Genomic DNA, 24,593 nt, shown 5'->3' on the forward strand with positions numbered 1-24,593 from the left:
CCTAGAACGCGGCCCGGCGCAGCCCATTCCACGGTGGAGATTGACGAGCCGACCGATTGGGTACATCCCGCGGCGACCTACTGGGAACCCCCACCGGAGGACAACGATGCTCGCCATTCTCGCCGCGATCGTATTCGGCTTCGCGCTGCTGATCGATCTGCTGGACACCAACTTCGGCGCCCCCGACCTCTTCAACGTGCACACCCTGCTGATGCTGGGCCTGCTGCTGCTCTCCCTCTACCTCGCCGGGGTCGGCCGCGGCCCGGGCGGTGGCGGCGGCGGCCGCTGGTACCGCGGTCGGCGGCCGGGTCGCGGCTGACCGCAACGGATCAGGACGGGCTCGGCCCGCGGCGCGATTCCGGCGCAGCGGACCGAGCCCGGTACTGTCTTCGTGATGGACTCCGACGCCCTCTTCTCCCTCGGTGAACCCGCCGCGGCGCCCAGCGCCCCCGCGGGTCCGAGCGGTGTCGACGGCTTCACGGCGGTCGGGGAGGATTCGCCCCTGCCCGTCCGGATGCGCCCCGCCAGCATCGACGAGCTGGTCGGGCAGGACCACCTGCTCGCGCCCGGTGCGCCGCTGCGCCAGCTGGTCGGCGGTGGGGCCCCGATGTCGGTCATCCTGTGGGGGCCGCCGGGCAGCGGCAAGACCACCATCGCGCACCTGGTGGCCCGGGCCACCGACCGCCGGTTCGTCGCCATGTCGGCGCTCTCCGCCGGGGTCAAGGACGTCCGGGCGGTCATCGACACCGCCCGCCGGCAGCGCCGCGCCGGCGGACCGCAGACCGTGCTCTTCATCGACGAGGTGCACCGGTTCAGCAAGACGCAGCAGGACTCCCTGCTCGCGGCGGTGGAGGACCGGACGGTCACCCTGCTCGCGGCGACCACGGAGAACCCGTACTTCTCGGTCATCTCCCCGCTGCTGTCGCGCTGCGTGCTGCTCACCCTCCAGCCGCTGGACGACGCGGCCGTGCGCGGCCTGCTGCGCCGCGCGGTCGCCGACCAGCGCGGCCTGGGCGGCGCGCTCACCCTCGACACCGAGGCCGAGGACCACCTGGTACGCCTCGCCGGCGGCGACGTCCGCAAGGCGCTGACCGCGCTGGAGGCCGCGGCGGCCTCGGCGGTGGCCACCGGCACCGGCCGGATCGACCTGGCCACCACCGAGCAGGCGGTCGACGTGGCGGCGGTCCGCTACGACCGGGACGGCGACGCCCACTACGACGTGACCAGCGCCTTCATCAAGAGCATGCGCGGCTCGGACGTGGACGCGGCGCTGCACTGGCTGGCCCGGATGCTGGTCGCCGGCGAGGACGCCCGGTTCATCGCCCGCCGGTTGGTGATCTTCGCCAGCGAGGACGTCGGGATGGCCGATCCGACCGCGCTGGGCGTGGCCACCGCCGCCGCCCACGCCGTGGAGTACGTCGGCCTGCCCGAGGCCCAGCTCAACCTGGCCCAGGCGGTGATCCACCTGGCCACCGCCCCGAAGTCGAACTCGGCCACCACCGCCATCGGCGCGGCCATCGCCGACGTGCGGGCCGGCCGGGGCGGCCCGGTGCCGCGCGGGCTGCGCGACGCCCACTACGCCGGCGCGCGGGGGCTCGGGCACGGCACGGGATACCGCTACCCGCACGACGACCAGCGCGCAGTGGTCACTCAGCAGTACGCTCCCGACGATCTCGTCGGGACCGACTACTACCGGCCCAGCGGGCACGGTGCGGAGCGGTCGGTGGCCGCCCGGCTGCCGCTGCTGCGTCGGATCGTCCGGGGGCTGTCCGCCCCGGCGCCGCGCCCCGACGAACCGACGCCGGTGGCGGTCAACGGCCGCCACCCGTCGGGTGCGGGGCACGCCGGTGGGGCGGATGAAGACGGCGACGCCGTCGTCGGGGAGGGTCAGCAGTGACATCGCGTGGTGGGGAGCGACCGCAGGACGGTCCCGACGAGCGGCGTGACTCCCGCGCCAAGGGACGCCGCTGGGGCCGGGGCCGGGCCGAGGAGCCGCCGCCGGAGCCGGCCGGCGAGGAGTTCGGCTGGATCGACGACCTGCGTAGCGCCAAGCAGCAGCGGGGTGAGCTCGGCCCGGACGGTGAGCCGTCCCGCCCGACGCCACCCGCGCCCGCCGGCGGCCGTGGCCCGGCCACGCCGCCCGCCGGTCCCCGGCCGGGGCCGGGCGTACCCGGCCCGGACGGCCCGCCGCCCGCCCGCGGGCCGCGGGTCGACCCGCCGCCGCCCGGCCGTGCCGCCGCACCGCGCCCCGACGCGCCGCCGCCCGGCCGCGCCGCCGGCCCGCGCCCCGACGCGCCGGCCGCACCCGCCGTCCCGCGTCCCGGGTCCGCCGGGCCGCGCCCGGACGGCGGGCCGGCCCGTCTCGGCCCGGTCGTCGGTCCGGGCCCGGTCGGCCCCCGCCCGGCGCGCGCCGACGGGCCGCCCGCGGCGCGCGCGGGCGTTCCGCAGGCCACCCCACCGGTACGCGGCGGCTGGCCGGCCGCCCCCGAACAGCGTCCCCGCCCGGGCGAGGGTGCCTGGCCCGGCCCGGCGGCCGCGGCGCGTTCCGGCCAGCGGGGGCCCGAGCGACCCCAGCCGGACGCCGCCGCCCCCGTCTCCGGCGCCGGTGGCGGCGCGGCGGCCCGCGCCCAGGCGCCCCGGGCCGCCGGTGCCGGGCAGTCGCCGCCCGGCTGGCCGGCCCCCGGCACCGACGCGTCGGCACCCGCCCCCCGAGCCGCAGGCCCCGCCTCCGGACGCCGCACCGTGCCGCGCGAGGGCGCCCGCCGCCCGGCCGACGCCACCGACCCGGCCCGTCGCGGGCCGGCCTTCCCGCCGGACCCGACCTACCCGAACCCGGTCAGCGGCGGCCCGCGCCCCGACCAGACGCCGGTGAGCGGTGGGCCCCGTCCCCCGACGCCGGTCAGCGGCGCACCCCGCCCGGACCCGGCGGCCCCCGAGCCGCGTGCCGGCCGGGGTCGCCGCGCCGCGGCGGAGCCGACCGGCGGCGAGGACCCGGGTGCCGCCGCGCGCCGAGGCGGCCGGGGCGCGGCCCCGGAGCGGGCCGGTCGACGCCGTGCCGCCGAACCGGCCCCGTCCGTGCCGATGACCGGCAACGCCCCACCCGTGCCGCCGACCGCTCCCGTCTCGGGCGCCGGCGCCACCCCGCCCGGCCCCGTGCCCGCCGGACGGGACTCCGACGGCCGACGCCGGCCGCGCGCCGACGAGCCCGGCACCGGGCGTCGGGCCACCCCGCCCGGCGGTACGCCCCGTGGCGACCGGCCGGAACGGCCGGCGGACTGGCTGCGCCAGGCGGGCCGGACCTCGCACACCGATCCGGCGCTGCCGACCCTGAACCGCTCGACCCCGGCCGGCCGTACCGCCGTGCCTCCGGGCACGCCGGCTCCCGGCGGTCGTGGTGGTCCCGCCCCGGCGGGTCGGGCCCGCCCCGGTGCGGAGCCACCGGCCCCGCCCCGCGAGGGCGTACCCGGTCAGCCGGGTCCGGCGCGGGGAGCGGCCCGGCCCGGCGCGGTTCCGCCGGCGTCCGGCCCGGTTGCCGCCCGGCCGGACGGAGCGCACCCCGACGGCCCCACCTCCGCCCGGGGCCCGCGTGCCGACGGGCCGCACCCGACGGCGGGTCCGCGGGCCGACGGTCCGCACCCCACCGGGGGTGCCCGGGCCGAGGGCGCCGCACCCGTCCGGGGCCCCCGTGGCGACGGCCCGCACCCCGGCCGGGGTGCGCGTCTCACCGGTCCGGAGGCCGGTGCCCGGGGGGCCGCCCCCATCCAGGGCGGGCACCCCGGCGCCTCCCCGGCCGGCACCGGCGCGGTGTCCGGCCCCCGTCCCGCCGTTCCCGAGCAGCAGCCCGGGGCGCGCCCCGGCGGGCCGGCCCGCGCGGCGGTGCGCCCGGACGGCGCCGGTCCGGGCGTCGCCCGACCGCCGGGCGACGACCCGCGTCGGGGCGGTCCCCAGTCCGAGGCCGGGCCGCGTGCCGGGGCCCCGGGCCAGCCGGCGGTGGCCCGCGCGGCCGCCCCGGGCCTGCGCCCCGACGAGCACCCCGACCGGGCCACCGGGCCGCAGCGGCAGCCCGCTCGGCCGGAGCCCGGCGGCACCGGGTCCGCCCCGCCGCGCCCGGGCGAGCCGGTGGGCGTCGCCCGCGCGGCGGTGGTGGTGGCGCCGGCCGGGCCGCGACCGGCCACCGAGCCGGCGGGCGGTGTGAGCCGGCCCGACGAGGAGGAGCCCGTCGGCGGGCTGCAGGGCGCCCGCTCCGAGCTGCGCCGGCAGATGCGCGAGCGGCGCCGGCTCCGGCTGGGCATCCTGGTGCTGGTCAGCGTGGTGCTGCTCGGCGCGATCCCGCTCTTCTTCGGCATCCGTACGCTCAGCCACGATCCGGTCTTCGACACCCTCGACCAGCTGGACGTGCCCGGGTGGGCGGCGGCGCAGACGGTCGACAACGTCAGCGGCAGCCGCTGGTGCCTGCAGGACTGCCGGCTGCGGGAACGCACCGTGCAGTCGGAGCGCGCGCCGGAGGAGACCGCCGGGGTGTACGAGGCGGCGCTGCGCAAGGACGGCTGGGAGCCCTGGCAGGTCAGCCGCTGCCCGGAGCAGAAGGAGAAGGGCCGGTACACCTGCTGGCGCCGCGACGAGCTCACCCTCGACCTGTGGGTACGCGAACCGACCTGCGCGGCGCCGCCGGCCGCCGGGGAGTCGACGGTCCCGCCGTCCACCGAGGCGTCGCCCGCTGCGGGGACGTGTGCCGGCTCGTTGGTGTCGGTGAAGGTCCGCAACGCGATCGACGACGAACGGACCCGGCCGCAGCCGAGCACGGACCCGTCGCTGACCGGTGAGGATCCCTTCCCGACGTTCACCGAGGATCCGCTCGAGGAACTGACACGCTCACCGTCCTGAGCCGGTTTTCATCACGGACGGTAGGGTCTGGGGCTGGCGCGCCCGCCCGCTCCCGCCGGCCCCTCGTGGGCGCGGAGCGACGGCGGGCCCGGAGACGGTCGCGCGTTCCGGACGTTCGTTCCGGAACTCTGCTTGAGGAGGACATGCGTGGATGGTGGACAGATCGCTGCGCTGATCGCGGCCGGCGCGTTCCTGATGCTGGTGCTCGTGCTGGCGGTGCCGATCCTGCGCCTGCGGCACACCGTGGACGCCACGACCCGGATGATCAACGACATCAACGAGCAGACCACCCCGCTGCTGGGGGACGTGAACACCACGGTGAAGAACGTCAACACCGCCCTCGAGCAGGTGCAGACCTCGCTGGACGGGGTGAACCTCCAGCTCGCCAAGGTCGACACCATGACCAGCCACGCGCAGAACGTCACCGCCAACGTGGCGAACCTGGCGACCGTCGTCTCCGCCGCCGCGGCCAACCCGCTGGTCAAGGTGGCCGCCTTCGGGTACGGCGTACGCCGGGCCGCCTCGGCCCGCCGGCACGCCGAGACCGAGCGTGAGGTGCGCGACACCATCAAGCAGCAGCGCCGTGCCGCGCGGCGCGGCAACCGCTGAGCCGGTCGGCGACGAGCCGGAGGGATGAGAGCATGAGGCGACTGTTCTGGCTTGGCATCGGCCTGGCCGTGGGCGTGGTGGTGGTCCGCAAGGCGACCCGCACCGCGCAGGCGTACACCCCGGCCGGAATCGCGAGCGGGCTGTCCGAATCCGCTGGCAGCCTGGTCGAGTCGCTGCGTAGCTTCGTGGAGGACGTACGGGTCGGGATGGCCGAGCGCGAGCAGGAGATCCACGAGGCGTTCGCCCGGGGCGAGGCGTTCGACGACCAGTTCGCCGAGCTGCGGGAGGACCCGCGCATCGGCGACCGAGAAATCTTTCCGGAGGAACACCAGCGATGAAGACGGCGGAGATCAAGCGGCGGTACCTCGCCCACTTCGAGGCGAACGGCCACACCGTGGTGCCGTCCGCTCCGCTGCCCGCCATCAGCGACCCGAACCTGCTGTTCGTCAACGCCGGCATGGTGCAGTTCGTCCCCTACTTCCTCGGGCAGCAGACCCCGTCGTACCGGCGGGCGGTCAGCGTGCAGAAGTGCATCCGTACCCCGGACATCGACGAGGTCGGCAAGACCAGCCGGCACGGCACGTTCTTCCAGATGAACGGCAACTTCTCCTTCGGTGACTACTTCAAGGACGGGGCGATCCCGCTCGCCTGGGAGCTGGTCACCAAGCCGGTCGCCGAGGGCGGCTACGGGCTGGACCCGGAGCGGATCTGGCCGACGGTCTACCTCGACGACGACGAGGCGTTCCAGATCTGGCGCTCGGTGGGCGTGCCGGCCGAGCGGATCGTCCGGCGGGGCAAGGCCGACAACTTCTGGTCGATGGGCATTCCCGGCCCGTGCGGCCCCTGCTCGGAGCTGTTCTACGACCGCGGTCCGGAGTACGGCCGCGAGGGCGGCCCGGCGGTCGACGAGGACCGCTTCATGGAGTTCTGGAACCTCGTCTTCATGCAGTACGAGCGGGGCCCGGGCACCGGCAAGGAGAACTACCCGATCCTGGGCGACCTGCCGGCGAAGAACATCGACACCGGCATGGGCCTGGAGCGGATGGCCTCCATCCTCCAGGGCGTCGACAACCTCTACGAGATCGACGAGGTCCGGCCGATCCTCGACCGGGCGGCCGAGCTGACCGGCAAGCGGTACGGCGCCCGGTCCGGGCACGTGGCCAGCGAGTCGCATCCCGACGACGTACGCCTGCGGGTGGTCGCCGACCATGTGCGGACCGCGCTGATGCTGATCGGCGACGGGGTGACCCCGACCAACGAGGGTCGCGGGTACGTGCTGCGCCGGATCATGCGCCGGGCGATCCGGGCGGTGCGCCTGCTGGGCTACCAGGACCGGGCGCTGCCCGAGCTGCTGCCGGTGGCCCGGGACTGCATGTCCCCGTCGTACCCCGAGCTGGCGGAGGAGTTCGACCGGATCTCCCAGTACGCGTACGCCGAGGAGGACGCCTTCCTGGCCACGCTGCGCGCCGGCACCACGATCCTGGACACCGCCATCGCCGAGACGAAGTCGGCCGGCAAGCCGGCCCTCTCCGGCGACAAGGCGTTCCAGCTGCACGACACCTACGGCTTCCCGATCGACCTGACCCTGGAGATCGCCGCCGAGCAGGGCCTGCAGGTGGACGCCGATGGCTTCCGCCGGCTGATGGCCGACCAGCGCAACCGGGCCAAGGCCGACGCGCAGGCCCGCAAGACCGGGCACACCGACGTGTCGGCGTACCGGTCGGTGCTGGACGCGGGCGGGGCGGTCGAGTTCACCGGCTACACCGAGCTGAACCGGGAGTCCCGGGTCCGCGCGGTGCTCGCCGACGGCGCCCAGGTGGGCGCGGCGGTCGAGGGCGACACCATCGAGCTGGTGCTGGACACCACCCCGTTCTACGCCGAGGGCGGTGGCCAGCAGCCGGACCAGGGCCTGATCACCGTGGGTGGCGGCCAGGTCGAGGTCTTCGACGTGCAGCAGCCGGTGCCGGGGCTGATCGTGCACCGGGCCAGGGTGCTGCGCGGCGAGGTGCGCGCCGGGGAGACCGGGTACGCGGAGATCGACGTGAGCCGGCGGCGGGCGATCTCCCGCTCGCACACCGCCACCCACCTGGTGCACCAGACGATGCGCAACTTCCTCGGCGAGTCGGCGACCCAGGCGGGTTCGCTGAACGCGCCGGGCCGGCTGCGGTTCGACTTCAACACCCCGACCGGGGTGGCGCCGAGCGTGCTGCACGACGTGGAGCAGCAGGTCAACGAGGTCCTCCTGGCGGACCTGGAGGTGCACGCCTTCATCACCACCCAGGAGGAGGCGCGCCGGATCGGCGCGATGGCGCTCTTCGGCGAGAAGTACGGCGAGCGGGTCCGGGTCGTCGAGGTCGGCGACTACGCCCGGGAGCTGTGCGGCGGCACCCACGTGGCCCGCTCGGCACAGCTCGGCCTCGTCAAGATCCTCTCCGAGGCCTCGGTGGGCTCGGGCGTGCGCCGGATCGAGGCGCTGGTCGGCATGGACGCGTTCGGCTTCCTGGCCCGCGAGCACCTGCTGGTCACCCGGCTGGCGGAGCTGTTCCGGGTGCCCGGCGACCAGGTGGCCGACCGGGTCGAGCAGGCCGTGACGCAGCTGCGCGACGCCGAGAAGGAGCTGGAGAAGCTCCGGGCCCAGCTGGTGCTGGGCGGCGCTGCGGCGCTCGCCGGGCAGGCGAAGGACGTCCGGGGCGTGGCGTACGTCGGCACCGAGGCGCCGGAGGGCGCGGCCGGCAACGACGTGCGGACCCTGGCCCAGGAGATCCGCGGCAAGATCGACCCGGCCCGGCCGGCGGTGGTGGCCGTGGCGGCGCGCGCCAACGGCAAGGCGTCCCTGGTGGTGGCCGTGAACGCGGCGGCCCGGGGTCGCGGGCTCGCGGCCAACGACCTGGTCAAGGCGGCGTTCTCCGGCCGCGGCGGGGGTAGCCCGGACGTCGCCCAGGGTGGCGGCCTGCCGGCGGCGGAAGCGCCGAACCTGCTGCTCACGGTCGAGAAGGCGATCGCCGAGGCGTGATCATGCACCATGGAACCCAGGGCGGACCGACTCGGTCCGCCCTGGCCCGTTCCGCCGGGGAAGTGATCCGCCGTGGGTGAGTTGACCCGGGGCGTCCGGCTCGGCGTGGACGTGGGGCAGGTCCGGGTCGGGGTGGCCCGGTCGGACCCGCACGGCGTCCTGGCCACCCCGCTGGTCACCCTCGCCCGGGACCTGACGGCGGCGCCCGACGCGGTGCCCAGCGACATGACGCAACTGGCGCAGCTGGTCGCCGAGCACGAGGCGGTGGAGGTCGTACTCGGCCTTCCGGTCAACCTGGCCGGTAGGCTCGGTCCGGCGGCGCGCCACGTGACGGCGTACGCGGACCGTTTGGCCGATGTAATAGCGCCGGTTCCGGTGACGCTCACCGACGAGAGGATGTCGACCGTCGTCGCGTCTCGTAGGCTGGCGGAGCGAGGCGTCCGGGGAAAGCGCCAACGCGCGGTGGTTGACCAGGCCGCCGCGGTCGAGATCCTGCAGAGCTGGCTGGAAGCGCAGCGGAGGCGGACGGAATGATCGACGATCTGGACCTCGGGTTCGACGAGCCGGAGAGGGGTGAGAAGGGCCGGCACCGACGCGGCTTCGTCGAGCGACGCAACGGGAGGTCCGGTGGCCGGGGGAAGACCATCTTCGCCCTGTTGATGGCGCTCGTCCTGTTGGGTGGCATCGGCGGCGGCGCCTTCTACGGCTTCGACCGGGTCCAGAACTACTTCGTCACCCCCGACTACGACGGCTCCGGCACCGGCGAGGCGATGGTCGAGGTGAAGCAGGGCGCGCTGATCGCCGAGATCGGCGACACCCTCGTCGCCGCCGACGTGGTGAAGAGCACCAAGGCCTTCATCGAGGCGGCCGAGGCGAACGCGCTCAGCAAGAACATCCAGCCCGGCCTGTACAAGGTGCGCAAGCAGATGAGCGCCGAGAAGGCGCTGACCATGCTGCTCGACCGGAAGAACAAGGTCACCAACCAGGTGACCATCCCGGAGGGGCGTACCGCCAAGGACACCTACAAGCTGCTCTCCGACAAGACCAAGATCCCGGTCAAGGAGTTCGAGGCCGCCGCCAAGGACCCGGAGGCGCTCGGGGTGCCGGACTTCTGGTTCGTCCGCAGGGACGGCAAGAAGGTCACGAAGTCGATCGAGGGCTTCCTCTACCCGGACACCTACGAGATCGCGCCGAACGCGACCGCCGAGGGCATCCTCAAGGACATGGTCAACAACTTCCTCACCGTCACCGAGGCGATGAAGTTCGCCGAGCAGGTGCAGGAGAAGCGGGGCGGGATCAGCCCGTACGAGGCGCTGATCGTGGCGTCGATGGCTCAGGCGGAGGCGGGCAACGCCGACGACCTCGGCAAGATCGCCCGGGTCGCGTACAACCGCGCCTACACGGGCAAGTTCCCGTGCAGCTGCCTGGAGTTCGACGTGTCGGTGAACTACTACTGGCAGCTCACCGGCAAGAAGACCAAGGCGTCGAAGGACATGACCACCGCGGAGATCCGCGACCCGAAGAACCCGTACAGCACCCACGCCCACCCCGGCCTGACCCCGACCCCGATCAACAATCCGGGCAAGCAGGCGTTGCAGGGGGCGATGGACCCGCCGGAGGGCGGCTGGCTCTTCTTCGTCGCGATCGACAAGCAGGGGCACTCGGCCTTCGCCTCGACCAACGCCGAGCACGAGCGCAACATCGAGAAGGCGAAGCAGAACGGGGTGCTCTGAGTACGCTGCCCTAGTCCGATCGTGGTCCGCGAAGGGGGAGTGCGGTGACGGTGCACAAGGCCGCGGTGCTCGGCAAGCCCATCGCGCACTCGCTCTCCCCGGTGATCCACAACGCCGGCTACGCCGCCGCCGGGCTCACCGGGTGGTCGTACACCCGGGTGGAGTGCGCGGCCGCGGAGCTACCGGCCCTGGTCGCCGGCCTCGGCCCGGAGTGGGCCGGGTTGTCGGTGACCATGCCCGGCAAGGAGACGGCGCTCGCGGTGGCCGACGCCGTCTCGCCGGTCGCCGCCGCCGTCGGCGCCGCCAACACCCTGGTACGCCGTCCCGACGGCTTTTGGTACGCCGACAACACCGACGTGAGCGGCATGGTCGAGGTGCTGACCTCGGCCGGGGTGGCCCCGGGCGGCACGGTGACCGTGCTCGGCGCCGGCGGCACCGCCCGCGCGGCGCTGGCCGCGGCGGCCCGGCTCGGCGCGGCCTCGGTGACCGTGGTGGCCCGCCGGGCGGCGGCGGTCGACGAGTTGCGACCGGTCGCCGGCGCGGTGGGGGTGGCCCTGACCGGCGCCGACTGGGCGGACGCCGCCGCGCACGCCGGGGCCGACGTGGTCGTCTCCACCGTGCCGAAGGGGGTCGCGGACCCGCTGGCCGGCGAGGTCCGATGGCGGCCCGCGACGGTGCTGTTCGACGCCCTCTACGACCCGTGGCCGACCCCGCTGGCCGCGTCGGCGCTGGCCGCCGGTGCCCGGGTGGTCTCCGGGCTGGACCTGCTGCTCGCCCAGGCGGTCGGCCAGTTCGAGCAGTTCACCGGGGTGCCCGCCCCCCGGGCGGCGATGGCCCGGGCGCTGGCCGCGCACCGGACCGGGCTTTCTTAGCTGCCGGTTAATTCGGCGCGGCAACCGGATGTCCCACGGACGACGAGCGTCAGGCGTCGATACGCTGCTGCCGGTAATCGTCGCCCACACGGGGAGTGCCCCTTGAGCCGGCACGGACTCCACCGCGCAGCATCCCGCCTCGGCGCGCGCCGCAAGGCCGTCGTCCTGGGTGTCCTGAGCGCCGGCATGGTCGCCGGCGTGGTGGCCACGATGATGCCGCTGGTGGCGGCGGAGGTGCCTCCGCTCGTCGTGACCGCGGCGGCGGACACCACCGCCACCCAGGTCCCGCAGGACGGGGACAACGGCGTCAAGACCACCCTGGCCAGCTGCCCCCGGCTCTGCGACGGCAACCGCACCGGCGAGCGGGACCCGCTGGTCGAGTTCGCGGTGCGTGACCTGCCGGCCGACGCGGTCGACGTCCGCGCCACTTTGCGGGTGTACGCCTGGCAGCCGTTCTCCTCCCGGGTGCACGCCCACCGGGCCTTCGGCTCCGCCGCGGGCACCGGCGCCTGGTCGCTGCGGCCGGCACTCGGGCCGGCGCTGTCCAGCGTCGAGCGGGTCGGCCAGGGCTTCAACGAGTGGGACGTGTCCGGCTCGGTCACCGGCAACGGCCGGTTCGTCTTCGCCCTGACCCAGGAGACCTGGAACACCCGGATCTACTGGGCCTCCCGGGAGAACGTCAAGGTGGCCACCCGGCCGCAGCTGGTGTTGCGCTACGGACGCGGCGGCCGGCCCGCGCCGACCCGGACGACTGCGGCGCCGAGCCCGATCGCGACCACCGCCGCCCCCGCGCCGTCGCCGACCCGTACCGCGTCGCCCACCCCGAGCCGGACCGCACCGACCCCGCCGCCGAGCACCACCGCGCCCGCCCCGTCGCCGACCACCCGCCCCGGTGACCAGGTGCCCGGCTGGCGGCTGGTCTGGTCCGACGAGTTCGACGGCGCCATCGTCGACCGGTCGAAGTGGAACCTGCGCGACGACGAGGGACGCGACATCGACCGGGGCTGCAACGTGGACGACCCGGACAACACCTTCGTCGCCGGCGGCGTACTGACCCTGCGCGCCCAGCGGGAGACTGCGGTGTGCAGTTCGCAGACCCGCGAGTACACGCAGAGCTACCTGGACACCATCGGCCTGGCGTCGTTCCGGTACGGCCGGTTCGAGGTGCGTGCCCAGTCGCCCAACGGGCCCACCGACTCGAAGGGCCTGTGGCCGGCGTTCTGGCTGCGCCCGGAGGACGGTGGCCGCGGCGAGATCGACGTGGTGGAGCTGCCCGGCGGCGCCGAGTTCTACCAGGCCGCCACCCTGGGCATCTTCTACGACTACACCCCGGTCAAGCAGGACCAGCGGTACCCCTTCCCGACCGGGTACCCGGGTGACGGCTTCCACACGTACACCACGGAGTGGGAGCCGGACGCGATCCGCTGGTACGTCGACGGCCGGCTGGTCTGGCAGCGCGACCGGGCGACCACGCCCTGGTTCGCCGAGGTCTTCCACAAGCCGTACAACCTGCGGTTGAACTTCCAGGTGGGCGGCTGGCTGGGCGACCCGGACGCGGCGACCCGCTTCCCGGCCGACTTCCGGGTCGACCACGTCCGCGTCTGGCAGCGCTGACCGCGGCCACCGGCACCGCGCCGCCGGCGGGCTCGCAGCCCGTCGGGCGGTTCGTTGCCCCCGGGCCCTATCGTGTCCGCCAGCGCGGACCGGTGGCAGGTGCGGGCGGACGGGAGACGGCATGGCGGCGCACCGGGCGGACGATCCCCGCGAACGCTCCGACGGCATCGGCTGGGTGAGTCGGGCGATCTTCGGCGACCCCCGGTTGTGGCTGGACGTCTCCGCCGCCGCGCCCCCGCCCGGGCATCGCGTCGCCGCCCGGTTCGCGGTGGTGCCGTCGGTGGCGCGGGCGAAGTTCCTGCTGCCGCTGGCCTCCCGGCGGGTCGGGGCCGCCTCGACGCTGGCGTACAACGCGCTGCGGCCACCCCGGGTACGGGCCAACCGGCTCGCCGTCGGCGTGCTGGCCCGGCTCGGCGCCACCGGGCTGGCCCGGATGCCGGTGCTGACGGTCGCCGTCCCGGACGGGGTCGAGGAGACCGAGCTGCTGCTGGCCGCGCACCTGGGCCGGCTGGCCGGTTGCCGGCTGCACGCGGCGATCGGCATCCGGCCGCCGGACCCGCACCACAAGCCGACCCTGCAACTCTTCGACGACCGGGGCGCGGCCCGCGGGTACGCGAAGATCGGCTGGAACGACGCGACCCGGGCGATGGTGGCGGCGGAGGCCGTGGCGCTGCGCGAACTGCCCCGCGACGGCGGCGGCTTCCCGGACGTGCCCCGGCTGCTGCGCAAGCTGCGCTGGGGCGACCTGGCGGTGACCCTGGTCGAGCCGATGCCCGCCCGGGTCCGCCGACTGTCGCACCCGGAGCGTCCCGAGGTGGCCGCGATGCTGGCGGTGGCCCGTCGGGGTGGCCCGGCGGCGACGCCCCGCCCGCTGCGCGGTTCGCCGTTCCTGGCCGACCTCGGCGCGCGCGCCGAACGCGCCGGCGGTCCGGTCGTCGACGCGGTCGCCGCGCTCGTCGCCCGCGACGGCGACACCACACTGGAGTTCGGCCACTGGCACGGCGACTGGGTGCCCTGGAACCTCGGCCGCCACAGCGGCCGGTTGGTCGCCTGGGACTGGGAGAACAGCGGCGCGCACCGCCCGGTCGGGTTCGACCTGGCCCACCAGGGGTTCCAGAGCGCGCTGTCGCTGGGCGGCCGGCCGGTGCCGGAGGCCGCCGCCGAGATGGTCGCGGTGCTTCAACGGCACGGCGAGGCGTTCGGGCTGGACGCGACCCGCCGGCGGCTCGTCGCCGACGCGTACCTCGTCGAGCTGTGGCTGCGCACGGCGGAGCTGGCCGCCGGGGGCGGCGGCTGGAGCGACCGGCTGCACCCCGCGCTGCTGCACGTCCTCGCCGAGCGGCTGTCCGACGGGACCGGCTGATCGGGGCGCGACTGTCGGGGAGGCGGCCGGCAAACCGGGGAAAAAGCCGCGTGAGCGATCTGCTCACTACCGCTCATCGGAACCGGTCCTCTAGGGTGTCTCGATCACCACCTGCCGGCGACGGCGTGGTCGATCCTGCCCGGCGTGGGGGCGCCGCCGGGCTCCGGTGTGGGGCGGGCCGGCGGTGCGCCGGCGTGGCAGGGGGACGGATGGCAACGGCAGGTGACGTCGGGCGCGGGACCGCCCGGCGGGCGATGGTCGGCGGGTCGACCGGCCGACGGAACGGCGGCGACCGACGATGATGCTCATCTACGCGCTGGGGCTGCTGGCGGTGCTGGTGCCCGTGGTGCTGACGCCGGTGGCGGCGACCCGCTGGGCGCCGGTGGTCCGCGACGGTCGGGCGGCGCACCGGCTGCGGGTGGCGGTGGCCGGGCTGACCGACGCGTTCGGCCGGACCGGGGCCGCGCTGGTCGTGCTGCTCGCCGGCTGCGCCGCGGTGGTGGCGATCTGCTGGCCGCTGGGGGAGGCGCTGTCCCGCCTCGAACCGCACGTCGACCATCCCGTCTTCGACTACGTGCACGCCCGAAGGGTCGACACCTGGGCGGAGTTGAACTCCTTCTACACCGCGCTCGGTGACCGGTACCCGCTCAAGTGGGTCACCGGCGTGGCGACGGTGGTCTTCGTCGTCCTGTGGCGGCGCCGCCGGTGGTGGATTCCGCTGGTCGTGCTGCCCCTGCAGTTCGTCGTCGAGCAGTACGTCCAGGCCATTCTGGCGACCATGGTCGACCGCGGCCACCCCCCGACCGACCTGGGAACCTACCCGTCGGGCGGGTGCGCGCGGATCATGATGACCTTCGGCACCATCGCCGTGCTGGCGATGTTGACCTGGCGCCTGCCGCGCGGCGTCCGGGTGGCCCTGGTGACCCTGGTGGTGACGCTGGTCAGCCTTGAGGGCTACACGCGGATCTACGCCGAGAAGCACTGGCTGACCGACGTGGTCGGCGGCTGGGTCTTCGCCACCGCACTGTTCGCGGTGATGGCGCTGGCGCTGCTGGTCGCCGAGGGCCGGATCCGGCCCCGGGCGGGGCGGACCCAGTCGACCCGGCAGGTGGTCGCCGCCGGCACCTGAGCACCCGGGCCCGGCCGCCGCCACCCCGATCCGACGGCGACCGGACCCACCACCCCTCGACATGGAAGCTGGCACCGACGTGACCACCCTTCTCGTCGCCTCCACCGGTGGACACCTCGCCGAGCTGCACGACCTGGCCCCCCGGCTCGGCGTGCAGGACGACTGCGTCTGGGCCACCTTCGACTCGGGGCAGAGCCGGTCGCTGCTCGACGGCCAGGAGGTCATCCACGTCCCGCCGGCCACCACCCGGGACGCGGTGGGCGCGCTGCGCGACCTGCTCGCGGCCCGCCGGGTGCTCGGCGGTGGACGGTTCCGGCAGGTGATCAGCACCGGCGCCAGCGTGGCCATGTCGTTCTTCCTGCCCGCCGTCCGCCACGGCCTGGCCTGCCACTACATCGAGAGCGCCACCCGCACCGAGGGGCCCTCGCTCACCGGACGGCTGGTCGCCCGGATGCCCCGCACCCAGCTCTACACCCAGTACCCGGGCTGGGCCGCCGGCCGGTGGACGTACGGCGGCTCCATCTTCGACACCTACGTCGCCACCCGGCGGGTGACGCCCCGGCCGGTGTCGCGGATCGTGGTCGCCCTCGGCACCCACGACCGGTTCGGGTTCCCCCGATTGCTGCGTCGCCTGGTCGACGTTCTCCCGCCGGAGGCGGAGGTCCTCTGGCAGGTCGGCTCGACGGTCGTTGCGGGGATGCCCGTCGGCGCCCGCCGCGAGGTGCCGTACGCCGAGATGCGGCAGGCCATGCGGGAGGCGGACATCGTCGTCACGCACGCCGGGGTCGGCTCGGCGCTGGCCGCGATGCGCGCCGGGCACCGTGCCGTCTACGTGCCCCGCCGTCGCCGGCACGGCGAGCACGTCGACGACCACCAGGTCGAGATGGCCCGCGAACTGGACCGCCGGGGGTTGGTGCTGGCCCGGGAGGCCGACGAGATCACCGTCGACGACCTGGCCGAGGCGGCATCGTGGACGGTCGGCGCGAGCGGCGCGCCGGCACCGTTCCGGTGGACGGCGTGACGCCCGCGCCGGCCGGCACGTCCACCGGTCGAACCGGGGTCATCGTCCACCATGGGCTGGCCCGCGGCGACCGGGACGGCAGGACCGGACCGAGCCGCCGTCCAAACGGACTGGCCGGTTGATGGTGCGACAAATCGGAACGCAGCAAGCTACAACGGATCTCACTTCATCATTGGGGGCGCCCGTGCTTCTCAGAACGTCGTCTCGATCGCGCCGGGTGCCGGGGTTGCGGCGGTGGCTCGCCGCGCTCGCCACGCCGGTGCTGGCCGTCGGCCTGCTGGCCGCGCCCGCCCGGGCGGACGGCCTGGCGCCGGTGTCCATGCCCCTCACCTCGGCGAACCCGGCCGACAACATCCCGCACGCGCAGAACGGCGACGTGAAGGCGTTCGCCGAGATCGGCAGCACCGTCTACGTCGGTGGCTCGTTCACCTCGATCAAGGCGGCCGGCGACGCGAGTTGGACGGCCCGCAGCTACCTGTTCGCGTACGACCGCGCGAGCGGGGCGCTGAAGGCGGGCTTCGCGCCGGCGCTGGACGGCGCGGTGCACGCGCTGGCCGCCAGCCCGGACGGCAAGCTCATCGTCGGCGGCGCGTTCGGCACGGTCAACGGCGTGGCCCGCAAGAACCTCGTCGAGCTGGACCCGGCCACGGGCGCCACCGTCGCCTCCTGGGTCGGCCGCAGCGACGGCGGGCTGGTCCGGCGCACCGTCGTGCTGGGCAACAAGCTCTACATCGCCGGCGCCTTCCACTGGGTCAACGGCACCCAGCACTCGCTGCTGGCCCGGCTGGACACCAGCACCGGCGCCATCGACCCCACCTTCCAGATCGACGCCAGCGTCGCGCGGACCGGCGCCGAGCTGGTGTGGGGCCTCGCCGTGGCGCCGGACGGGAAGACGCTGGTCGCGGTGGGCAACTTCACCCAGGTCAACGGCCAGGCGCGCAACCAGGTGGTGGTCGTCGAGCAGTTGACCGGCACGCCGACCGTCGCCAACTGGAGCACCCAGCGGTACGTGGCGCCCTGCCACAACGGCTTCCCGTTCTACGCCCGCGACGTCGACTTCTCCGACGACGGCAGCTACTTCGTGATCATCGCGGACGGCGGCCGGGCGGACGGGGCGTACTGCGACGCGATCGTCCGGTTCGAGACCGCGACCCGGGGCGCCGCCATCGACGGCACCTGGGTCAACTACACCGGCACCGACTCGGTGACGTCGGTCGAGGTGGCCGACAACGTGGTCTACGTCGGCGGGCACTTCCGCTGGCTGAACAACGCCAACGGCAACGACTCCGCCGGCGCCGGCGCGATCAACCGGTTCGGCCTGGGCGCGCTGGACCCGATCAACGGCCTGCCGCTGGTGTGGAACCCGACCCGCTCGGGCGCGCCGGCCGGCACCACGGACTGGGGCCCGATCCTGTGGGAGCTGTGGCGCGGCAGCAACGGCCTGCTCGCCGGCTTCGACAACGACGGCCTGGGCAACGAGTACCACGGCCGGATGGGGCTGTTCCCGCTGGCCGGTGGCCGTACGATCCCGGCGGTCAACACGCCGTCGGCCGCCTCGGGCTACCTCTACATCAGCGCCGCCGACGGCCAGGCGACCAAGGTGCCGTTCGACGGCACCACGCTGGGCGCCCCGGTGACCACCAGCCAGCCCAACCTCACGGCAGCCGGTGCGTCGTTCTCCGTCGGCAACAAGCTCTACTGGTCCAAGACCGACGCGACCGCGCCGAACGGCAGCTACCTGGACGTGTCGGTCTTCTCGGGCAGCTCGGTGGGCGCGCCCTGGATCGGCAGCGGCTACAACTCGTGGTTCAACGCCGCCTCGATGACCGGAGCGTTCTACCTCGACGGCCGGATGTACTACACGAAGGCCGGCATCAACAAGCTCTTCTACCGCTACCTGGAGCCGGACGGCCACATCGTCGGCTGCACCGAGTTCACGGTGCCCAGCCTCAACGTCTACTGGGGCAATGCCCGCGGCCTGGCCTGGGTCAACGGCAAAATCGTGTACGGCAACGTGGACGGCGTGCTGCGTACCGTCCCGTTCAACCAGCGGGCCGTCGAGGGCAGGGCCTCGTTCCGGCTCGCGCCCGCCTCGGCCGGCGTGAACTGGTCCAGCCCGACGCTGTTCTTCGCCACCTCCTGACCCGATCCGTGTGCCGGGCGGTCCGCCGGTGTCCCCGAGACACCGGCGGACCGCCCGTACCGCAGGGGGCCGGTCGGCTGTCGACCGCGGGTGAACCCTCGGCGACAATGAGACGACCCACCGGCCCCGGCGGTCGTCACCCGGCCGGTGCCGGCCACCCTTCCTCATCGCGCAAGGACCTGACCTGATGGACGTGACCGACGTCGCTTCCGCCCGGCAACGCCCGGTCGGCCTCGTCGAGCTGGCCCGCATCCCGCTGCGGCGGTGGCGGATCGTGCTCGCCTGCGCGGCGCTGGTGCTGGCGGCCGTGCTGGCCTACCTGTTCGTGCTGCCGGCCACCTACACCGGGACCACGGCCGTGGTGGTCCGGCCGGTGGTGACCGACCCGTTCTCGGTGCCGTCCGGCGGCGCCGACCGCGCGGTGAACATGACGGCCGAGAGCGGGATCGCCACCAGCAACGACGTCATCGACAAGGTCGCCGGCATCACCGGGCGGGACACCAATGAGGTGGCCGACGCCCTGGAGGTGGAGACCCCGGTCGGTGGGCAGGTGATGCGCTTCAGCTACGCCGGGCACACCGAGCGCGAGGCGGTGGACGGCGCGAACGGCGCCGCCGAGTCGTACCTGGAACTGCGCAAGGGCATGTACGAGAACCAGCGCGCCGCGGTGCTCAAGTCGTACGACGACACGATCGACCTGGTCACCGCCCAGCGCACGACGACACAGCGGTCACTGCCGGCCAACCAGAGCTCCAGCAACCCGTCCCCGCGCACCAGCGCCCTGCTGGACCAGCTGCGGGCGCTCAACGACCAGCTCGCCACCCTCGCCGAACAGCGCTCCAAGGTGGCCTCCGCCGACCTGAGCCCCGGCTCGGTGACCAGCGCCGCCCGTGCCCCGGTGCCCTCCAGCCGGGACGCGGCGCCGCTGCTCCTGGTCGCCGGCCTGCTCGGCGGGCTGCTCCTCGGCGGGCTGGTGGCCTTCGTCCGGGAGTCCCTGGACCGCCGGGTGCGCACCGCCGCCGAGGCCGCCGCGACGATCGGCGCGCCGCTGCTGGGCACGGTGCGCTGCCGCCGGGGCGGGCAGCCGGACGAGTCGGACCTGCGCTACCTCGTGCTGGCCCTGGGCCGCTGGGTCGACGGGCCGCAGCGGACCCCGCTGGTGGTGCTCTCCTCGGCGACCGACGAGGGCCGCGAGCAGGTCACCGCCGGGCTCGCCGCGGTGCTGGCCGCCGCCGGGCACGACGTACGCCTCGGCGTCACGCCGGAGAGCCTGGACCGGATCCGCCCGCTGATGCTGGACGCGCAGCGCCGCAACCCGCCGGTGGAGCCGGCCCGCTCCCGCCCGCTGCCCCGTCCCCGCCCGGTGCCCGCCACCACCCCGGCGACGACGGCCGCCGGGCCGGAGGACACCGCCGTGATCCCGGCGGTCCGCAAGCCCCGACCGTTCCCCACTTCCGCCGAGGCGAAGAACGGCGCGGTGTACCGCTCCACCACCACGCCGGAAGACAAGACGGAGATCATCCCGACCGCCCGGTCGGCTGCCGGCGGCGCGGCGACCGCCGGGCAGGAGCTGCGCATCGGCACCGGCAAGGTCCGCCTCGTCGACCTGGACGGCACCTCCTCGGACGGGCTCACCGTGCTGGACGCGCCGCCCGCGCTGCACGACGAGCGTGGGGTCCGGGCCGCCCGGGATGGCCGGGCGCTGCTGGTCGCGGCCCGGGACCGGACCCGGACGGGTCAGCTGACCCAACTGGTGGACCGGCTGCGCGCCGTCGGGGTGGAGCCGGTCGGATTCGTGCTGACGGGAGACGGCCGTGACTGACCGCGACCAGCCGGGCGCCGCGACGGCGTACCCCCCGGTGACCGTGGTGGTGGCCACCCGGGACCGACCGGGGCTGCTGGAGCGGGCCGTGCGGGCGGTGCTCGACCAGGACTACCCGGGGCCGGTCGAGTGCGTGGTGGTGTACGACCACACCGAGATCCGCCCGCTCGACCTGACCGTGCCGGCCGGGTGCACCCTGCGGTACGTCACCAACACGCACCGGCGCGGGCTGCCCGGCGGCCGCAACACCGGCGCGGACGAGGCGACCAGCGACCTCATCGCGTTCTGCGACGACGACGACTTCTGGCTGCCGACCAAGCTCGCCCGGCAGGTGGAGCTGCTGGCGGCCCGCCCCGACGCAGCCGCCGCGAGCTGCGGCATCCGGCTGGAGGGCCCGGGCATCGCCAAGGAGCGGCGCCTGGACCGGGCCGAGGTCGGCCTGCCCGACTTCGTCGAGGACCGGGTGATGGAGGTGCACTCCAGCACCATCCTGGTCCGGCGGTCCACCTGGGACGCGGTCGGCCCGGTCGACGAGGAGCTGCCGGGCGGCTACGGCGAGGACTACGAGTGGCTGCTGCGGGTGGCCGCGCACGGCCCGGTGGTGATCGTGCCGGAGGTGCTGGTGGTGGTGGACTGGCACGGCGGGTCGTTCTTCTTCGGCCGCTGGGCCATGATCGTCGAGGCCACCCGCTACCTGCTCGCCAAGCACCCGGAGCTGGCCGGCAGCCGGACCGGGCTGGCCCGCCTGCACGGCCAGATCGCCTTCGCGCTCGCCTCCGGGCGGCGGCGCCGGGAGGCGGTGCGCGAGCTGGGCCGGGTGGTCCGGCTCAACCCCCGCGAGAAGCGGGTGCTGGTGACCGTGCCGGTGGTGCTCGGCCTGCTCTCCGGGGAGCGGGTGCTCCGGCTGGCCCAGCGCCGGGGCCGGGGTGTCTGACCGGCGGCCCGGGGCGACCGCGCCGCCGCTGCCCGTCTGGCCGCTGACGGCCATGTTCGCCCTGGTGCCGCTCTGGTGGGCGCTGGGCGCGTTCTACCTCGGCTGGTCGCTCTTCGGGGTCGTGCTGCTCGCCCTGCTGGTCACCCGCGGCCGGGTCGCGCTGCCCCCCGGCAGCGCCGCCTGGCTGGTCTTCCTCACCCTGGTGCTGCTCAGCGCCACCCGGCTGGACCGGGCCACCGCCTACCTCTCCTTCGGGCTGCGCTTCGGCTTCCTGGCGACCGCGCTGGTGGTCTGCGTGTACGTGCACACCCTGGTCCGCGACGGCACCCGGTGGGACCGGGTGCTGCGCCCGCTGGGCTGGTACTGGCTGGGCGTGGTGGCGCTGGGCTGGCTGGCCGTGCTGATGCCCACCTTCGCCCTGACCACCCCGGTGGAGATGGCCCTGCCGCACAGCATCTCGGGGGAGCGGTTCATCCAGGCGCTGACCCATGTGCGGGCCAACGAGTTCAACCCGCAGTCGCGCACCCCGATCTACCGCACCGCGGCGCCGTACCCGTACACCAACAACTGGGGCACCGCGTACGCGCTGCTGGTGCCCTGCGTGCTGGCGTACCTGACCTCGGTGCGTACCGGGCGGTTCCGGGTGGCGCTGTGGGTGTCGCTGCCGCTGTCGGTGGTGCCGGCGTTCCTGACGCTCAACCGGGGCATGTTCCTCGGGCTCGGCGCCGGCCTGCTCTACCTGGGCCTGCGCGCCCTGGTCCGGGGCAACGCCCGGCTGATCGTCTCGATCGGCGGGCTGGTCGTGCTGGTCTGGGTGGTCAGCCTGGTCGTGCCGGTGCAGGAGATGATCGACGCCCGGGTCAGCAGCACCGACACCAACGTCGACCGGATGGACCTCTACGTGCGGACCTGGCAGGCGGTCGAGCGCTCGCCACTGCTCGGGTACGGCGCGCCGAAGAGCGTGGACACCACCCTCGCCGAGGAGCCGCTGGGCACCCAGGGCCTCATCTGGCAGATCCTCTACAGCCACGGCATCCCGGCGCTGGTGGTCTTCCTCGGCTGGCTGGTGCTGGTGGCCCGGCGGCTGGCCGCCGCGGTCTCGCCGGCCGGGCACTGGCTGAGCACCGTGCCGGTGATCGCACTGGTGGTCATCCCGGTCTACGCCTACATCGACCCGAACCTGTCGGTGATCTTCTTCGCCGTCGGGGCCGGGTTGGCGGCGGTGGGCGGGCCGGTCAACCGGGCGCCGACCGGCCCGTCCACCATGGCCCAGCCGGTGTCGCTGGCCCCCTGGCGTACCCGGGGGGTCGGCCGGGCCGCGGTGCCCGCGCCGCCGGTGCCCCCGCCCGCGCCGCAGCCGGCGACCGGGGTGGCCGCCGTCCCGCTGCGCATGCCGGAACCGCTGGCCCCGCCCTCCGCGCCGGCCACGCCGCCCGCGGCGGTCCCGGCCCCGCGATCCGCGCCGGCCACGCCGCCCGCGACGTTCCCGGCCCCGCGATCCGCGCCGGCCACGCCGCCCGCGACGTTCCCGGCTCCGAATGTCGCGCCGGTCGTGCCGACACCGCGATCCGCGACCGCCCCGCCTGCGTCGATCGCCCCGCCGTCGACGAGGGCGGAAGCCACGACTGGCGTGCCTGCGCCCCGATCCGCGACCACCCCGCCCCCTGCGCCTGCCACGCCGGCCCAGTCGGCCGGGACCGCCGTGCCCGCGCCCCGGGCCGCAGCCGGCCCGCCTCCTGCGCCTGCTACGCCGGGTGCGACGGCCGCGCCCCGGGCCGCGACCGCCCCGCCTCCCGTGCCGGCCCCGGCCGTACCGGCGGCCGAGGCGGTCCGGCCGCCGGCGTCCGAGCCGGACCGGCCGGTCGCGGACGCGCCACGCCAGGGAGGGACGGCATGACCGATCCGGGTACGCGGCCGACCGGCGCGGCCGCCACGGCCGTCGCGGACGCCGGTGGGTCGACCGGCGAGCGGGAGGTACGCCGGAGCACGCGCAGCGGGATGGTCGGGCTGGCCGGGGCGGCGGTCAACGGCCTGCTGGGCTTCGTGCTGACGGTCGTGATCGTCCGTGGGCTGGGGCCGGCCGGCTCCGGCGCGATGTTCACCGCCATCGGCGTGGTCACCATCCTGGGCGCGATCTGCTGCGCCGGCGCCGACACCGCACTGGTCTGGGCGCTGCCGAGGCGCAGGACCGGGGCGGATGGCGACGCGGCCCGGCTGCTGCCGGTGGCATTGCTGCCCGTGCTGCTGCTCACCGGGGCACTTGCGGTGGTGGGGGCGCTCGCAGTCGACCACCTCGCCCCAGTTCTCTTCGACGGGGCGGACGGTCCGGCACTGCTGCGCCTCGCCTTCGTGGCGTTGCCGGTCACCGTCGCGATGACAGTGCTGCTTGCTGCCGTTCGCGCGGTGCGGCCGGTCATCGCGGTGGTTGGCATCCAGTACGTACTGGTGCCTCTTGCCCGCCCCGCGCTGGTGGTGGCGACGGTGGCGACCGGGGCCGGCGTGGTGGCCGGTTTCGGCGCCTGGCTACTGCCGGTCGCCCTGGCCGTGGTGGCCGCCGGAGTCCTGCTGGTGCGACCCCTCGGGCTGTCGGCCGGAGTGCGGCTGCTCCCGGACAGCACGGACTGGCGTACTTTCTGGGGCTTCGCCCTGCCGCGGGCGGTATCGGCGGCGATCGACGCGAGCAGCATGTGGGTGGGTGTCCTGCTCACTTCGGCGCTGGCCGGCGCGACCGACTCCGGCGTGTTCAGTGCCGTAGGCCGCTACGCCCTCGCCGGGCTGCTCGTCATGCAAGGGCTCCGGGTGGCCGTCGCGCCACAGCTGTCCCGTCTGCTCGGGCAGGGACGCAACGCGGACGCGGCGCTGGTCTACCGACGGGTGACGGTCGTGGTGATCATCCTGTCCTGGCCCGCCTATCTGCTCCTCGCGGTCTTCGCGCCGGGCTTCCTCAGTCTCTTCGGCCACGAATTCTCCGCCGGCGCCACCCCACTGGTGGTCCTCGCTGGGGCCATGATGGTGAACTCCGGGGTCGGCATCGTCCAGACGATGCTGTTGATGAGCGGCAACAGTCGCCGACACCTCTACGCCACCCTGGTTGGCCTGGCGCTCACCGTCGGCCTTGGCGTGCTGCTGATTCCCGACCACGGCGCGCTCGGCGCCGCCTACGCGTGGGCTGCCGGGATCGTCGTGGAGAACCTGCTGGCCGCAGCGGCTGCCCGCGCCGTCGTCGGCGAGCCGCTGCTCACCCGGCCGTTGGGATGGGCGGCGCTCGCCGCCGGCGGCGGTGCGGGGGTGGTCGCGGTGGCGAGCGCACTGCTGGCCGGAAGGGGCGTACCAGGCCTTGCTCTTGCCTTGGCGATGTTGGCGGTCGCTGCCGCCGCGCTGCTGCTGAATCGGCTGGTCCGCCGTACGGTCCGTGCCGCCGTGACGATGCTCAAGCCGAGACCGGCGTGACGAGAG

The 24,593-nt window shown here is 74.9% G+C and carries 18 protein-coding genes; all 18 read left to right on the top strand.

Annotated elements, in window-relative coordinates; all coding sequences use genetic code 11:
• Nucleotides 1-106 precede the first annotated feature (106 nt).
• The 18 genes from ACTWM8_RS11940 (at nucleotide 107) to ACTWM8_RS12025 (ending at nucleotide 24,587) form a co-directional block, all read left to right on the top strand.
• Complete coding sequence (locus tag ACTWM8_RS11940) at nucleotides 107-319, top strand: hypothetical protein (protein ID WP_088962756.1); 213 nt, start codon at nucleotides 107-109, stop codon at nucleotides 317-319.
• Between the two features lie 75 nt (nucleotides 320-394).
• Nucleotides 395-1,897 carry a replication-associated recombination protein A gene (locus ACTWM8_RS11945; RefSeq protein WP_446213873.1) on the top strand — a complete coding sequence of 501 codons (1,503 nt, stop codon included), beginning with the start codon at nucleotides 395-397 and terminating at the stop codon, nucleotides 1,895-1,897.
• Between the two features lie 2,363 nt (nucleotides 1,898-4,260).
• Nucleotides 4,261-4,884 (top strand): hypothetical protein, encoded by a 624-nt coding sequence (locus ACTWM8_RS11950; RefSeq protein ID WP_446214531.1) that lies wholly within the window; start codon nucleotides 4,261-4,263, stop codon nucleotides 4,882-4,884.
• Nucleotides 4,885-5,031: 147 nt separating this feature from the next.
• Nucleotides 5,032-5,493, top strand: a complete 462-nt coding sequence (locus ACTWM8_RS11955; RefSeq protein ID WP_179804301.1) for a DUF948 domain-containing protein — start codon at nucleotides 5,032-5,034, stop codon at nucleotides 5,491-5,493.
• Nucleotides 5,494-5,525: 32 nt separating this feature from the next.
• Nucleotides 5,526-5,831 carry a hypothetical protein gene (locus ACTWM8_RS11960; protein ID WP_154938113.1) on the top strand — a complete coding sequence of 102 codons (306 nt, stop codon included), beginning with the start codon at nucleotides 5,526-5,528 and terminating at the stop codon, nucleotides 5,829-5,831.
• A complete protein-coding gene (gene alaS / locus ACTWM8_RS11965) occupies nucleotides 5,828-8,506 on the top strand; it encodes an alanine--tRNA ligase (protein ID WP_446213874.1) in 2,679 nt (892 codons plus the stop codon). Before ACTWM8_RS11960 ends, alaS begins: the two co-directional genes overlap by 4 nt.
• A 72-nt stretch (nucleotides 8,507-8,578) precedes the next feature.
• The gene (gene ruvX / locus ACTWM8_RS11970; protein WP_446213875.1) at nucleotides 8,579-9,040 is read left to right on the top strand and encodes a Holliday junction resolvase RuvX; all 462 of its coding nucleotides are present in this window, start codon (nucleotides 8,579-8,581) and stop codon (nucleotides 9,038-9,040) included.
• A complete protein-coding gene (mltG, locus tag ACTWM8_RS11975; protein WP_446213876.1) occupies nucleotides 9,037-10,239 on the top strand; it encodes an endolytic transglycosylase MltG in 1,203 nt (400 codons plus the stop codon). The genes ruvX and mltG overlap by 4 nt, the downstream gene beginning before the upstream one ends.
• Nucleotides 10,240-10,304: 65 nt before the next feature.
• Nucleotides 10,305-11,111: a shikimate dehydrogenase gene (locus ACTWM8_RS11980; RefSeq protein WP_446214532.1), complete on the top strand. Its 807-nt coding sequence runs from the start codon at nucleotides 10,305-10,307 to the stop codon at nucleotides 11,109-11,111.
• 102 nt (nucleotides 11,112-11,213) lie between these two features.
• Complete coding sequence (locus ACTWM8_RS11985) at nucleotides 11,214-12,725, top strand: family 16 glycosylhydrolase (RefSeq protein WP_446213877.1); 1,512 nt, start codon at nucleotides 11,214-11,216, stop codon at nucleotides 12,723-12,725.
• Between the two features lie 121 nt (nucleotides 12,726-12,846).
• On the top strand, nucleotides 12,847-14,088 hold the full coding sequence (locus ACTWM8_RS11990; protein ID WP_446213878.1) for a hypothetical protein: 1,242 nt from the start codon (nucleotides 12,847-12,849) through the stop codon (nucleotides 14,086-14,088).
• Nucleotides 14,089-14,386: 298 nt separating this feature from the next.
• Nucleotides 14,387-15,217 carry a phosphatase PAP2 family protein gene (locus ACTWM8_RS11995; protein WP_446213879.1) on the top strand — a complete coding sequence of 277 codons (831 nt, stop codon included), beginning with the start codon at nucleotides 14,387-14,389 and terminating at the stop codon, nucleotides 15,215-15,217.
• 79 nt (nucleotides 15,218-15,296) lie between these two features.
• Nucleotides 15,297-16,238 (top strand): glycosyltransferase, encoded by a 942-nt coding sequence (locus ACTWM8_RS12000; protein WP_446213880.1) that lies wholly within the window; start codon nucleotides 15,297-15,299, stop codon nucleotides 16,236-16,238.
• A gap of 226 nt (nucleotides 16,239-16,464) precedes the next feature.
• A complete protein-coding gene (locus ACTWM8_RS12005) occupies nucleotides 16,465-18,381 on the top strand; it encodes a hypothetical protein (protein WP_446213881.1) in 1,917 nt (638 codons plus the stop codon).
• A 187-nt stretch (nucleotides 18,382-18,568) separates the two neighbouring features.
• The gene (locus ACTWM8_RS12010; protein WP_446213882.1) at nucleotides 18,569-20,203 is read left to right on the top strand and encodes a Wzz/FepE/Etk N-terminal domain-containing protein; all 1,635 of its coding nucleotides are present in this window, start codon (nucleotides 18,569-18,571) and stop codon (nucleotides 20,201-20,203) included.
• On the top strand, nucleotides 20,196-21,137 hold the full coding sequence (locus ACTWM8_RS12015) for a glycosyltransferase family 2 protein (protein ID WP_446213883.1): 942 nt from the start codon (nucleotides 20,196-20,198) through the stop codon (nucleotides 21,135-21,137). Before ACTWM8_RS12010 ends, ACTWM8_RS12015 begins: the two co-directional genes overlap by 8 nt.
• Nucleotides 21,130-23,034 (top strand): O-antigen ligase family protein, encoded by a 1,905-nt coding sequence (locus ACTWM8_RS12020; protein WP_446213884.1) that lies wholly within the window; start codon nucleotides 21,130-21,132, stop codon nucleotides 23,032-23,034. The genes ACTWM8_RS12015 and ACTWM8_RS12020 overlap by 8 nt, the downstream gene beginning before the upstream one ends.
• The gene (locus ACTWM8_RS12025) at nucleotides 23,031-24,587 is read left to right on the top strand and encodes a lipopolysaccharide biosynthesis protein (protein WP_446213885.1); all 1,557 of its coding nucleotides are present in this window, start codon (nucleotides 23,031-23,033) and stop codon (nucleotides 24,585-24,587) included. Before ACTWM8_RS12020 ends, ACTWM8_RS12025 begins: the two co-directional genes overlap by 4 nt.
• Nucleotides 24,588-24,593 lie beyond the last annotated feature (6 nt).

This window comes from Micromonospora sp. IBSANI012 (genome assembly GCF_052814045.1).

Excerpts from the sequence above, each read along its gene's own strand:
- ACTWM8_RS11940 (WP_088962756.1), top strand. The coding sequence starts at position 107 with ATGCTCGCCATTCTCGCCGCGATCGTATTCGGCTTCGCGCTGCTGATC.
- ACTWM8_RS11945 (WP_446213873.1), top strand. The coding sequence starts at position 395 with ATGGACTCCGACGCCCTCTTCTCCCTCGGTGAACCCGCCGCGGCGCCC.
- ACTWM8_RS11950 (WP_446214531.1), top strand. The coding sequence starts at position 4,261 with ATGCGCGAGCGGCGCCGGCTCCGGCTGGGCATCCTGGTGCTGGTCAGC.
- ACTWM8_RS11960 (WP_154938113.1), top strand. The coding sequence starts at position 5,526 with ATGAGGCGACTGTTCTGGCTTGGCATCGGCCTGGCCGTGGGCGTGGTG.
- alaS (WP_446213874.1), top strand. The coding sequence starts at position 5,828 with ATGAAGACGGCGGAGATCAAGCGGCGGTACCTCGCCCACTTCGAGGCG.
- mltG (WP_446213876.1), top strand. The coding sequence starts at position 9,037 with ATGATCGACGATCTGGACCTCGGGTTCGACGAGCCGGAGAGGGGTGAG.
- ACTWM8_RS11990 (WP_446213878.1), top strand. The coding sequence starts at position 12,847 with ATGGCGGCGCACCGGGCGGACGATCCCCGCGAACGCTCCGACGGCATC.
- ACTWM8_RS11995 (WP_446213879.1), top strand. The coding sequence starts at position 14,387 with ATGATGCTCATCTACGCGCTGGGGCTGCTGGCGGTGCTGGTGCCCGTG.
- ACTWM8_RS12010 (WP_446213882.1), top strand. The coding sequence starts at position 18,569 with ATGGACGTGACCGACGTCGCTTCCGCCCGGCAACGCCCGGTCGGCCTC.
- ACTWM8_RS12025 (WP_446213885.1), top strand. The coding sequence starts at position 23,031 with ATGACCGATCCGGGTACGCGGCCGACCGGCGCGGCCGCCACGGCCGTC.